Genomic DNA, 12,671 nt, shown 5'->3' with positions numbered 1-12,671 from the left:
AGCCATGGTCTTTGTTCCTTAGCGCAATACTGCGTTTTTGTCCCAGCTCACCTTTTTCTGCAGGGTCAGCATCAGACGGTCGAGGAGAAATCCGATCAGGCCGATCGCCAGCACGGCGACCATAATGCGGCCGAGTGAATTGGAGCTGCCGTTCTGGAATTCGTCCCAAACGAACTTTCCAAGGCCGGGGTTCTGGGCCAGCATCTCGGCGGCGATCAGCACCATCCAGCCGGTGGCCAGTGACAGGCGCAGGCCGGTGAAAATCATCGGAATAGCGGCAGGTACAACGATCTTGCGCACATGCACCATGGGCGACAAAGCCATGACGCGGCTCACGTTGACCAGGTCCTTATCGATACTGGCAACGCCCACAGTGGTGTTGATCAGCGTTGGCCACAGACAACACAAGGCGACGGTGATTGCGGAGTTGAGAAACGATTTTTCCAGCATAGGGTCTTCGGCGACGTAGGTGGCCGACACCACCATGGTGACCAGTGGCAGCCACGCCAGTGGCGATACGGGTTTGAAAATCTGGATGATGGGATTCATGGCCTTGTACATGCTGGCGGATAGCCCGCACACGATGCCCAGGGGAATCGCGATCATATTGGCGATAATAAAACCGGCGGCTACGGTCACCAGGCTGGTAACAATCTGGTCGATGAAAGTTGGCTTGCCAGTGTACTGGCGAATCTTGATGGTAGCGTCCGGATCCTTGGCCAGTTTCTTGGCGTTGCGCTCATCCTGGCGCTGGTAGAAAGCGGCTTCCTTGTCGCGCTCGCGAGCGTGCTCCGTACCAAGGTTCTGAATTTGTTCCCATACCTGCACCGGACCGGGAAATTGGCCCAGGGAGGTGTCGATACGATTGGCCGAGAATTGCCAGACCAGCAGGAAAATCACGATACCGACCGCGGGTAGTACCAGGCCTTCGATAAAAGACCGGGAACTGAGCCGCGACAACATCTGTTGGAACCTGTTGTCGGGTTGTAGGGCTGCTGCTTCTGACATGCTGTGTGTCCTGTAACTTGCGAGTGATGCCGCCCCCGTGTCCGGGGGCGGTCGTTATTTACTGGATGACGTCGGTGCCTTTCAGGCCGATCGGGAACTGCTCCAGATAAGCATTGGGCTTGGAGCCGTCGTAGACTTTGCCGTCGATAAAATCAGTCTGGGCCGGTTTGAAGCCAGTCTCGGTGGCGAAGGCAGGAAACTCTGCAGCGTCCATTTCGCCTTCCTCGATAAGCGCCTCGGCGGCGGCCTGGTAGATGTCCGGACGGTAGACGCTTTTGGCGACATCAAAGTACCAGTCGTCAGACTTGGGCTCGGATATCTGACCCCAGCGGCGCATCTGGGTGAGGTACCAGATGGCGTCGGAGTAATAGGGGTAGGTCGCGTTGTAGCGGAAAAACACGTTGAAATCGGGGATTTCGCGCTTGTCGCCCTTCTCGTACTCAAAGGTGCCGGTCATGGAGTTGGCGATCACGTCGTAGTCTGCGCCCACGTACTCGGAGCGGGACAGAATCTCCACTGCTTCAGGCCGATTGGCGTTGTCGTTTTCGTCCAGCCACTTGGCGGCGCGCAACAGTGCTTTGACGATACGCACGGAGGTGTTGGGATACTTCTCGGTGAATTCCTTGTTCAGGCCGAATACTTTCTCGGGGTTGTTCTTCCAGATCTCGTAGTCGGTGATGACCGGTACGCCAATACCTTTGAACACCGCCTGCTGGTTCCAGGGCTCACCCACGCAATAGCCGTAGATTGTGCCTGCTTCCAGAGTGGCGGGCATTTGCGGTGGGGGTGTGACTGACAGCAGCGCCTCGGCGTCGATCTGGCCGGAGATGTCGCCCTTGTGGGGTGCATAATAGCCGGGGTGGATGCCGCCAGCGGCCAGCCAGTAGCGTAGCTCGTAGTTATGCGTGGAGACCGGGAATACCATGCCCATATTAAAGGGCTTGCCCTCGTCGATATAGCTTTCGACAACCGGTTTCAGGTAGTCGGCTTTGATCGGGTGTACGGGTTTACCGTTTTCGTGCGGAATATTCTTTTTCATCTCCTTCCACACCGCGTTGGAGACGGTAATGCCATTGCCGTTCAGGTCCATGGAAAAAGGCGTCACGATGTGTGCCTTGGTGCCGAAGCCAATGGTCGCCGCCAGGGGCTGGCCGGCCAGCATGTGGGCGCCGTCGAGCTGGCCGTCGATGACGCCGTCCAGCAGCACTTTCCAGTTGGCCTGCGCCTCGAGGGTGACATACAGGCCTTCGTCTTCGAAGTAACCATTTTCGTAGGCGACCGCCAGCGGTGCCATGTCAGTGAGTTTGATAAAGCCGAACTTCAGCTCATCCTTCTCCGGCTCGCCCAGTTCGGCGGATGCGGAAAAGGGTAATGCAGCGCTGAGCATAGAGCCCAGGGCGAGCGCGCCAAAGCGGCGGCGCGTCATGGAGAAGATTGCTTTGCGAATCATCGGGTACCCCTTGTGTGTAAAAACGAAAACATGCAAACGCTCCCCTCACGCACCGGCGGTCAAGCCAGGGAGGGAGAGCGTCGATGCTCAAGGAGAGGTTCGCGATGTCATGGTGTTGCTTGGGTAGGGATTACAAAAGCCGCGCCAACTTTATATAACCTCAATAGATTCAGAGGTTTAGGGAGATTAGGCGGGTGAATGCAGGCGTGGGGGGGTGGGCTGGAAAGTCGCTGGCGCACCAATGTGGCACGCCAGGGCGCTATTTTCGGGCGCTCAACAGGCGAGCATCAGGTCGGGCCCGAGCTCGATGCCTGGTTCTATTTCCCAGGCTTCGCTGTGCTCGCCTATGGGTTTGTAGTCCTGGCTGGGGCAGGGCAGTGACAGGTGGCGTGCGGCTTCGCGGTAAAGATCCGTGCGGAACGTGCGCTGGACCAGGGCTTTCACATCTTCCGGTGGCAGCGTCTTGCCCATGAGTTCGCCCACCTGGTTGAGCAACCACTCGCCATCCGAGCGCCAGGGAAAGCCCGCCTGAAATCGCCCGAACACATGGAAGTGCGGCAGGTCTACCTCGGCCTCACCTTTGCTGAAGGCGAACTGGCCGGTCAGGGCCGGTCGCAGCACCTCCGGCGCCAGGTCCAGGTATTGCGGTTCAGACAGTAGCGATACCGTCTGCTCACGGTTAAACGGGTGAGCCAACCATGCACAGGTTTCCATCAGGGCCAGGCGCAGCCGTAAATGGGTCCCGGGATGGTTCTGATGCCAGCTCTCGGTGACGCCGAGCACCTTCTCCACGCCGTTATTCCAGATCTGGTAGCCAGTCGCCTGGACAGCGCCGATACCATACTGCACGGCCATGCTGTTCCAGGGCTCGCCCACACAAAAGCCATCAATAATGCCCCGGGCGAGGCTGTCGACCATTTGCTCCGGTGGCAGGACAATAATGTGCACATCGCGTTCCGGGTCGATCCCGCCGGCGCGCAGCCAGTTGCGGAGCAGCAGGGTATGACAGGAGAAAGTGTGCGCCGATGCCAGGGTAATCTGCCGGTCGCCCGCATCGAGGTAGTGCTTGAATGCGGTGGCGGTGCTGCAGGCACCTGCCGCTGGGTCGCCGCCGTGCTCGACGATCTCATTAGCCAGGCGTTGGCCGACGGTAATGGCATTGCCATTCAGGCTCAGGGCGAGGCCGGTGATCACCTCTGCGCGCATTCCGCCCACGCCCAGTGACGTGGCCAGTGGCAGCGGTGACAGCATCTGCGCAGCGTCCAGTACGCCGGCTACCAGCTTATCGCGCACGTTGGCCCATGAGACTTCGCGCTGCAGGTCGACGCTCAGTCCGTACTTTTCGTAATAGCCCAGTTCCTGCGCCATGATGAGCGGCGCGCTGTCGGTCAGCTTGAGGAAGCCCAGACTGAGGTGTTGTTTCTCCGCCGGTGACAGGCGTTGTACATCGCTCATCGGCTTTGTCCTTTTATCGGGTTGCGCTCGAGGATATCAATCACTTCCTTGGCGACTTCGCCCAGGGTGCGATTTTTGTCCATGGCGAGCTTGCGTAATGTAGAGAAAGCCTCTTCCTCATCCACCTTGTGTACCGACATCAACAAACCTTTGGCCTTTTCCACCAGTTTGCGTTCTTCTAACTGGCGCCGTGTCTCGTCGAGTTCCTCGCGCAGGTTGTTGAACGCCGAAAACTGGGCCACGGCGATATCGATGGCCGCGCGCACTCGCTCGGCACTGATATCCTGTGCCTGGTATGCGGTGACGCCGGCACGGATGGCGTCAGTAATAAAACCCTGGTCGCCGGACTCGGAGAACATGACTACGGGTCTTGGGTTGTGACTGGAGGCAATGCTGAGTGACTCGAGGACATCCCGGTCGGGTGAATCGAGGGCAATAATAACCACATCGGGTTCCTGTTGTGCCATCTGGTACAACAGGCCCGATGCTGTAGGAATGACGGAGAGCACATCGAAGCCGACGTCTCTCAGTTTGCTTTCTACGCTGGTGGCGCGGGAGCGGTCGTCGTCGACGAGGATCACTCTGAGTACGGCACCTGATGGATGGTGTGTGGACAAGGGCAGGCAGGCGCCGGCGAGACATTGCTCGCCGGCGCCGGTATCTCCAGGATCAAATCTTGAAGTTTACCGTCATCCAGACCTTATCGGTATCGGCATATGCATCTGAATCAGACGAGAAGCTCGCGTACTTGAGCTGGAAGTTCCAATTCTTGTTCAATACATAGGTGCCCACCAGGTCGATTTCGGAGCCGTAGTCTGCAGAGGAATCCTCGGCGCTGAAGTCGTGGTAGGTGCCGGCCACCTTCACCGGGCCAATTTTGCCCGCAAGGCTGACGTAGATATCTTCGATCCCGTCGCCGGGAGTGATCAGGAACAAGTCGGCCCAGCCCTGGAATTTGTGCAGGGTCGCGTAAGGCGTTTTGAAGCCGACGCCGTTGTCGCCGCCCAATACCTCATAGCCTGCGGTGGCCTTGAGGCCGCTGAATCCAAAGGCGCCTTCCACCATGTAGTAGTCGGCGTCATAGTCCAGCGGGCTGTCACCGGCGTCAGACTGGGTTGCCCAGGCCGCTTTCAGCCCAACCGGGCCAAAGCTGCCCGCATACTCCACCCCGTAGGTGTCCGAGGAATTACCGACAGTTTTGCCGGCTGCGTAGTCCTCGTCAAAATCGATATCAATGCCGTAGTAGAAACCTGTCAGCGTGTGGCCGTCGCCGATTTTCCAATCGCCGCGTGCAAAGTGGTTTTCGCCGTGATGATTGGCTGGCTGGACCGGTCCGTCGTCGGGGCCGAAGAGCCGGTTGATGTTATACACATAGGCATAGTCGAGGGTCAGCGCATCGTTCTTGTACATGGCGCGGAAGCCGTCGTAGGTCTGCTCGTTCTGGCGCCAGGCTACGCCGCCGATAAAGCGCTGGCTGCCGTGGAGAATGCGTTGCCGACCGTAGGTGCCTGACGCCCCGCCGCTGGCGTATTTAGCCCATACCTGGTTTACCTCGGTGCCTTCAGGGTCTGCCACCACTGGGTATTCGGTATTGCCGTTGGCCGTTGAGTTGTAATTGTCGCTGCCAATAGCGGTAACATCGTCAAACTCGGTCAGGAAGGACAAGCCTTTATATTGTGCAGAGGCAAAGGTCAGCCGCGAGCGCAGGGTTGAGGCCTTGGCGTCTTTGCTGAAGCCGTCCTGGTCGACGAATTCGTAGCGGTAGCGGAAGTTAAACGACGCCTTGCCTTCAGTAAACATATCGGTAAGTGACGCGGATCCTGCCTCTTGTGCATATGCCGGGGTGGTCATTGCACCGACAACGGCGGCCGCCAGGATACTACGCCTGTGAAAAGATACTGCCATGTTTCTACTCCTTAAAAACGACGAAAGCCTGTGCGCCGCAGCGGGATTACTCCCGTTGTGCGCACAGGCTTCATTGCCAGATAAAGTCAAATTGTTGGAACGGCTGTGACAAAGCAAGCATCGGGCCAACCTGACTCAAACCCTTGTAAATGCTGGGTTCTCGGCAATCTCACTACGTCAAGTGTGCGCTCTTGGTGCATCTCCTGCACCGATTTGGCCGCGGTCTTGTGAGCTTAAACTAAAAAATCCACTCCAGCCTGTGGCGTGTCAGCCAGCTTTCAACAGCCGCTTGATGAAGGCATAGCGACTGCTGATGCCGTTGCTGTATTTGGGCAGGTCATCATCGACGTCAGCCACGCGCGTACCGTAAAACACGTGCATCTCGGCGGGCGGCAATTGTTCTGGCTGCAGGTAGTTGCGCGTCCCGATAAACGCAAAATCCTTTTGGCTACTCCCGGTCCTGGCGAGTATGGGCTTGTCACAGCTGGCGCAAAAGCCGCGCTCCACTGCACCAAAGCGCTTGTATTTGCCGAACACTATTGCATCGTCCGCCGGGGGCTCAACGGCACTTAACTTGAACAGCGTGACGTCGGCGAAAGGCGCCTCGTACTTTTGCTGACATATTGTGCAGTGGCAGATGAATCTTGAAATGGGTTTGCCTTGCACCGTCAGGCGGGTAGCACCACAAGGGCACTGACAGTTGTAGGTCATGCTGATCCCGTTGTTGTTATTAAGGTTATCCGTTCAACCACGCCAACAGTGTAGCGAGTTGCGTCAGGGCAAGTATAGCTGCAATGACCTTCCAGGCTTTGACAGGATCGCGTTCCAGCAGCGGTCGCTGGCGGTATTCCAGGTATTGGGGATTGGGATGTTTTAGCTCGTAGGCGAATTCCATGACATCGCCATGGCGGCGCTCTGGCTGGAAGCGCAGGCCTTTGCGCAGGGCGCCGTCGATCCAGTGGGGAACCAGGGGGTTGATCCGGTAGCTTTCGCTATAGCGGGTGTTCAGAAAGTCGCGCTGGCTTTTGCAGTGCTCGAGCTTGCCGTTGAAGGGCAACTCGGAGGTGAGCATTTCGTAGCTGATGACGGCGAGGGAGAACAGGTCCGCCTGGTAATTTGGCTTTCGGGCCACAGTGTATTCCGGTGCAGCGTAGCTCTGTGTGCCCAGGGCTATATCGCGCTGAATGGGCGTGTTGATCTCGCTAATGCCTGCGGCGTGGCAGGAGCCAAAGTCGATAATTTTTATCTGGCCATGCCGATCGATGAGGATGTTGTCTGGTTTTATATCCTGGTGAAGGGTTTCTCGACGATGGAAGGCACGAATACCCTTGGCAATCTGGTCGATCAGGTAAACCGCTTCTTCGACAGCGGGGCGCGGGTGCTCGAGCATCCACCTCGCTAGCGTAATACTTGGTACGTACTCGGTCAGGTAATAGAGACAGGATTTGGGCCGGGGCGGCTCCGCCACTCTCACGACATACGGGCTGTTGATGCGGCTGCCAATCCAGCTTTCCATCACGAAGCGTTCAATGTAGGCAGCATCGTCCTCGAAATTGACCGAGGGTGTCTTCATGCAGAACTGCTCGCCGGAATCGACATCTTCGACGTGATACACCTGGCTGCGATTGCTGGCGTGCATCTCGCGGATGATGCGCAGCCCGTCGAGTATCATCCCCTCTTCAAGAAACGGTGGAAACCGCAGTTCGGTCAGTCGCTTGACCACGTCGTTGATATCTGCCGCCGGCAGTTGGTCGACGCGCATTAGCTGACAGCTCAGGTTGTCGGTGCTGCCAGCTTCAAACGCCGCTTCGGCCAGGGCCTGGCATGCGTGGCTGAGGTCACTCGGCAGCGACTGCAGCATGTACTGCATGCGATCGCGGCCAAGAATATCGTGAATGCCATCTGTGCTAAGCAGGAACAGGTCCCCCGGCACAATGCTGAGGCTGCGATAATCCATTTCCAGGTGGACATCCAGGCCCAGGGCGCGGCTCAGGTAGCTCTGTTTTTCCGACACCCTGGTACTGTGGTCATCGGTTATCTGCTCCAGGGTGCCATCGCGCAGCCGATAAATTCGACTGTCGCCGGCGTGAAACAAGTGCGCTTGCTGCGACTTCAATACGAGTGCGCTGAAAGTGGTGACGTAGCCGCGGGTACTGTCAGCAAAGCCCCTGCCGCGGCTGTATAACCAGCGGTTGAGGGCGGTCAGAACCTGCTGGGCTGACTTTTTGACACTCCAGGACTCGGGGGTGGAAAAATAATCGGTCAGGAAATTCGTCACCGACGTCTGGCTGGCTTCCTTGCCCGCCTCTGCGGCGCTGACACCATCAGCGATAATAGCGACAGCGCCCTTGGTGGTGAGCAGGTTGCCCTCCGGAATGCGAATGCCGATGGCATCCTCATTTTCCGGCTTGCGCCCGGCCACGGAATACTGGCCCACCGAGAGGGTCAGATTACCATTCAGGTGCTCTACCTGGTTCGTATCGGGCGCTGTCATTCCATCCCTTTAGGCCACGTCGATCAATTGCACGGTACCGTCTGGCAGGACTTCCTGCATTTGTCCCGCCGGTTCGTCGATGAATTGTACGATGACAAAGCACACCGCTGCACTGGCGGCGATGATCGTGAAGAAGGTCGATGCGTCGACGAACGATAGTATGGTCAGATAGGTTACCGCGCCGACATTGCCAAACGCACCTGCCATGCCGGCAATCTGTCCTGTCATGCGGCGTTTAATCAGAGGCACCATGGCGAACACTGCCCCCTCGCCCGCCTGAACAAAAAAGGAGCAGCACATAGTGGCGATCACTGCCAGTGGAATGAGCCAGGTTGCATCCACCTGGGCCATGATGAGGTAGCCCACCGCCAGGCCGGCAATCAGAAAAGAGAGGGAGCGTTTACGCCCGAATCGATCAGAGAAATAACCGCCTGAAGGTCGCGCTACCAGGTTCATGAACGCAAAGCCTGAGGCTAGCAAACCCGCTTTGACTGCGTCCAGTTCAAAGGTCTCCATAAAGAACAGCGGCAACATCGACACCACCGCCAGCTCTGAGCCGAAGGTGACGAAGTACGCCCAGTCCAGCGCCGCGACCTGTTTGAACTTGTACTGTTCAATTTCCGGTACGCCGGTACGCAAGTGGTCCTTGTTCACCTTCCAGATCTGGCTGACCTGAAATATGAACAGGGCAATCAGGATAACGTAGATGGAGACCACCGCGGTTTCGGTCAGCAGGGCCAGGTTGGTGGGCGACAGACGCCAGGTCAGCAGTGCCAGTGCCAGGTACAGGGGTATGGTCATGCCGATGTAAAAGTACAGGTCGCGATACGAGCTTACTTCCAGGCCGCCGGTGCGCTTGGGCTTGAAGTAGGTGGAACCCTTGGGCGTATTGCGGGCCTTGATGAAATAGAAGATCCCGTAACAGAACGCCAGCAGGCCAGCCATGGCGATGGCATAACGCCAGCCATCGTCTCCGCCTATCAGGAGGGCCACCGTGGGGAGTGACATGGCTGCGGCGGCGGAGCCAAAGTTACCCCATCCGCCGTAAATGCCCTGGGCCATTCCTACCTGCCGTGCGGGGAACCACTCGCTCACCATGCGGATACCAATCACAAAACCTGCGCCCACGAAGCCGCCGAGGAAGCGAAACAGCGCCAGGGTTTCGTAGCTGTCGGCAAATGCAAAGCCCCAGCAGAAGAATGAAGACGCAATGAGCAGCACGCTGAACACGGTGCGTGGGCCGTACCTGTCCACCAACATGCCGACCACAATCCGCGCGGGAATGGTCAGGGCCACATTGAGCATGAGCAGCGCTTTGACCTGAGCATTGGTCAGGTCGAAGGCTTCTTTGATATGAGCCATCAGCGGTGCGTGGCTGAACCACACAACAAAAGTGATAAAGAATGCGACCCAGGTCAGGTGCAGGGTTCGGATCGAGGGGTTGGCAAAGTCCAGGACTTTGACGGGGCTGCTCATGGCATAGCCTCCTTGATAGCGCAAAAGGATAGTCGAAAAAACATCGAGGAAAGTTTGTTGCGGCTCGACCCGCCGTTAGGCCGAGTAGGCATGGGTTTTGCAATGACTATGCCAAACGTGTGGATTTTCCAACACCAGACCCTCAAACCGCACGGTTTCTGGGCATTCCGGGAAATTCACGCACCAAAATCAGGAATTTGCTCCAACGGTGGATGCGCGGAAAAGGTGCGCATGCACCGCCTATTTGCACGTTTTTGGTGCGCCCTCCGCTCTCCCTCGCAAGAAGCGTGGCCTCTCCCGGCCGTCCTGTAGACACATACACACGCTGTAATAACAGGTAGGTCAACATGACACAACGACTGGTAGTAGTAGGTAACGGGCCCGTGGGGCATCGGCTGGTAGAACAGGTGGTCGACGCGGGCGCGTGGGACATCACCGTATTTGGCGAGGAACCCCGGGTGGCCTATGACCGGGTCCACCTGACCGGCTGGTTCGAAGAGCGTAGCGCCGAGCCGCTCAACATGGTTGTGCCCGGTTTCTACGAGCAACACGGTATTACCTGCCACGTGGGTGATAAGGTCATCGCGGTTGATCTCGCCGCCAAGACCGTCACTTCAGAGAAAGGGCTGACAGTGGCCTACGACAAACTGGTGCTGGCGACGGGCTCGTTCCCCTTTGTGCCGCCAGTGCCGGGCCACGACCGCGATAACTGCTTTGTCTATCGCACGATTGAGGATCTCGAGGCCATTACCGAGGCTTCCAAGAGCGCCAGGGTAGGGACCGTGGTTGGCGGCGGTTTGCTGGGTCTGGAGGCCGCCAAGGCGCTCCACGATCTTGGCCTGCAAACCCACGTGGTGGAGTTCGCGCCCCGATTAATGGCGGTGCAGGTCGACGACGGCGGCGGTGCGTTGCTGAAGCGCAAGATTGAAGAACTGGGTGTTTCGGTACACACCAGCAAGAATACCCAGCAGATTACCGACGGAGACGGTGCCGTGCACAAGATGTGCTTCGCGGATGACTCAGAGCTCAATACGGATCTGATCGTGTTTTCAGCCGGCATTCGACCCCAGGACGAGTTGGCCCGTTCCAGTGGACTCGCGATTGGCGAGCGCGGGGGTATTGTGATCAACAACTTCTGCCAGACCTCCGATGAGGACGTTTACGCCGTGGGCGAGAACGCCCTCTGGAATGGCCGTATCTATGGTCTGATCGCTCCGGGTAATACCATGGCGCAGGTGGCGGCTGAGCACTTGTGCGGCACCGGCGATACCGAATTCAATGGCGCGGATATGTCGACCAAGCTCAAGCTGATGGGCGTGGATGTCGCCTCGGTCGGTGATGCTCACGGCAACACCGAAGGGGCGCTCAACTACACCTACATCAACGAAGTAGAGCAGGTGTATAAAAAAATTGTGGTGTCAGCGGACCAGAAGCATCTGCTGGGTGCGGTGCTCGTGGGCGATGCCGAAGAATACGGTAACCTGCTGCAGTTCGCGCTCAACAAGATTGAGCTGCCTGACCAACCCGATGCGATGATACTCCCCAGCGTCGACGGCGCTGCCTCGACGCTTGGCGTCGACGCTCTGCCTGACACTGCAACGATCTGTTCGTGTAATAACGTGAGTAAAGGCGATCTGGTAGCGGCGGTTGCAGGCGGTTGTTGCACCATGGGGGATTTGAAAGCAGACACCACCGCTGCGACTGGCTGCGGCGGTTGTACGGCGCTTGTCACCCAGGTCATGAACGCGGAGCTGGAGAACCTTGGCTACGAAGTGAACACGGATATTTGTGAGCACTTTGCCTACACACGCCAGGATCTCTACAGCCTTATTCGGGTCGAGAACATCCGTAGCTTCGATGAGCTGCTGACCAAGCACGGTAAAGGCCAGGGCTGTGACATTTGTAAGCCGGCGGTCGCGTCGATTCTCGCAACCTGCTGGAACGACTACGTGCTGGAGAAGGAACACCAGGGCCTGCAGGACACTAACGACCGGTTCCTCGCCAACATGCAAAAGGACGGCACTTACTCCGTCGTGCCGCGTGTGCCGGGTGGCGAAATTACCCCGGACAAACTGATTGTGCTGGGCGAGGTTGCCAAGAAATACGACCTTTACACCAAGATCACGGGCGGCCAACGCGTAGACCTGTTTGGCGCCCGTATGGAACAGCTGCCGGCGATCTGGGGTGAGTTGATCGACGCCGGCTTTGAAACTGGCCACGCCTATGGCAAATCACTGCGTACGGTGAAGTCCTGCGTCGGCTCAACCTGGTGTCGCTACGGTGTGCAGGATTCCGTGGGTATGGCGATTGATCTGGAAAATCGTTACAAGGGCCTGCGCTCACCCCACAAACTGAAAATGGCGGTGTCTGGCTGTACGCGTGAGTGCGCGGAAGCACAGTGTAAGGATGTCGGTGTCATTGCGACTGAAAAAGGCTGGAACCTGTACGTTTGCGGCAACGGCGGGATGAAGCCACGTCACGCCGACCTGTTTGCGACAGACCTCGACGACGCAACCCTGATTCGCTACATCGATCGATTCTTTATGTTTTATGTGCGCACGGCGGATCGGCTGCAGCGCACATCCGTGTGGATGGAAAACATGGAGGGGGGCCTCGAATACCTGCAGAAAGTCATTATTGAAGACAGCCTCGGCATTGCCGAAGAGCTGGAGCAGCAGATGGCTGCGGTAGTGGGCACCTACCAGTGTGAGTGGAAGACCACCATTGAAGACCCCGAGAAGGTGGGGCGCTTCAATCACTTTGTGAATTCAGATGCGACTGACGACAACGTGGTATTCGTGCGCGAGCGCGAGCAGATTCGCCCGGCCACCACCGAAGAAAAATGCGATCCGGCTGATGTGCTGGCAACGGCATCCTGAAGGA

9 protein-coding genes are annotated in these 12,671 nt (G+C 57.7%); 1 reads left to right on the top strand and 8 read right to left on the bottom strand.

Translation table 11 applies throughout. The features are described 5' to 3' along the window. Positions 1-18: 18 nt before the first annotated feature. The 8 genes from BST95_RS02015 to BST95_RS01980 form a co-directional block, all read right to left on the bottom strand. Positions 19-963, bottom strand: coding sequence for an ABC transporter permease (locus BST95_RS02015; protein ID WP_229801857.1), 945 nt, complete (start codon positions 961-963; stop codon positions 19-21). A gap of 103 nt (positions 964-1,066) precedes the next feature. Then, on the bottom strand, positions 1,067-2,395 hold the full coding sequence (locus BST95_RS02010) for a CmpA/NrtA family ABC transporter substrate-binding protein (RefSeq protein WP_229801854.1): 1,329 nt from the start codon (positions 2,393-2,395) through the stop codon (positions 1,067-1,069). A 336-nt stretch (positions 2,396-2,731) separates the two neighbouring features. Beyond that, positions 2,732-3,913, bottom strand: coding sequence for a CmpA/NrtA family ABC transporter substrate-binding protein (locus BST95_RS02005; protein ID WP_084197947.1), 1,182 nt, complete (start codon positions 3,911-3,913; stop codon positions 2,732-2,734). Beyond that, positions 3,910-4,494 (bottom strand): ANTAR domain-containing response regulator, encoded by a 585-nt coding sequence (locus BST95_RS02000; protein ID WP_229801833.1) that lies wholly within the window; start codon positions 4,492-4,494, stop codon positions 3,910-3,912. The genes BST95_RS02005 and BST95_RS02000 overlap by 4 nt, the downstream gene beginning before the upstream one ends. A gap of 88 nt (positions 4,495-4,582) precedes the next feature. After that, on the bottom strand, positions 4,583-5,818 hold the full coding sequence (locus BST95_RS01995; RefSeq protein ID WP_084197946.1) for an alginate export family protein: 1,236 nt from the start codon (positions 5,816-5,818) through the stop codon (positions 4,583-4,585). A gap of 267 nt (positions 5,819-6,085) precedes the next feature. After that, positions 6,086-6,529, bottom strand: a complete 444-nt coding sequence (locus BST95_RS01990; protein WP_084197945.1) for a GFA family protein — start codon at positions 6,527-6,529, stop codon at positions 6,086-6,088. A gap of 25 nt (positions 6,530-6,554) precedes the next feature. After that, positions 6,555-8,312 (bottom strand): bifunctional protein-serine/threonine kinase/phosphatase, encoded by a 1,758-nt coding sequence (locus BST95_RS01985; RefSeq protein ID WP_084197944.1) that lies wholly within the window; start codon positions 8,310-8,312, stop codon positions 6,555-6,557. Positions 8,313-8,321: 9 nt separating this feature from the next. Next, positions 8,322-9,788, bottom strand: coding sequence for a NarK family nitrate/nitrite MFS transporter (locus tag BST95_RS01980; protein WP_084197943.1), 1,467 nt, complete (start codon positions 9,786-9,788; stop codon positions 8,322-8,324). Positions 9,789-10,135: 347 nt separating this feature from the next. Between BST95_RS01980 and nirB the strand changes: the two genes are divergently transcribed. Then, the gene (nirB, locus tag BST95_RS01975) at positions 10,136-12,667 is read left to right on the top strand and encodes a nitrite reductase large subunit NirB (RefSeq protein ID WP_084197942.1); all 2,532 of its coding nucleotides are present in this window, start codon (positions 10,136-10,138) and stop codon (positions 12,665-12,667) included. Positions 12,668-12,671: the final 4 nt, after the last annotated feature.

Origin of the sequence: Halioglobus japonicus (genome assembly GCF_001983995.1) — a bacterium.
GTDB classification, from domain to species: Bacteria; Pseudomonadota; Gammaproteobacteria; order Pseudomonadales; family Halieaceae; genus Halioglobus; species Halioglobus japonicus.
This window is presented reverse-complemented; position numbering and strand designations above follow the sequence as displayed.

Excerpts from the sequence above, each read along its gene's own strand:
- BST95_RS01995 (WP_084197946.1), bottom strand. The coding sequence starts at position 5,818 with ATGGCAGTATCTTTTCACAGGCGTAGTATCCTGGCGGCCGCCGTTGTC.
- BST95_RS01985 (WP_084197944.1), bottom strand. The coding sequence starts at position 8,312 with ATGACAGCGCCCGATACGAACCAGGTAGAGCACCTGAATGGTAATCTG.
- BST95_RS01990 (WP_084197945.1), bottom strand. The coding sequence starts at position 6,529 with ATGACCTACAACTGTCAGTGCCCTTGTGGTGCTACCCGCCTGACGGTG.
- BST95_RS02005 (WP_084197947.1), bottom strand. The coding sequence starts at position 3,913 with ATGAGCGATGTACAACGCCTGTCACCGGCGGAGAAACAACACCTCAGT.
- nirB (WP_084197942.1), top strand. The coding sequence starts at position 10,136 with ATGACACAACGACTGGTAGTAGTAGGTAACGGGCCCGTGGGGCATCGG.
- BST95_RS02015 (WP_229801857.1), bottom strand. The coding sequence starts at position 963 with ATGTTGTCGCGGCTCAGTTCCCGGTCTTTTATCGAAGGCCTGGTACTA.
- BST95_RS02010 (WP_229801854.1), bottom strand. The coding sequence starts at position 2,395 with ATGCTCAGCGCTGCATTACCCTTTTCCGCATCCGCCGAACTGGGCGAG.
- BST95_RS01980 (WP_084197943.1), bottom strand. The coding sequence starts at position 9,788 with ATGAGCAGCCCCGTCAAAGTCCTGGACTTTGCCAACCCCTCGATCCGA.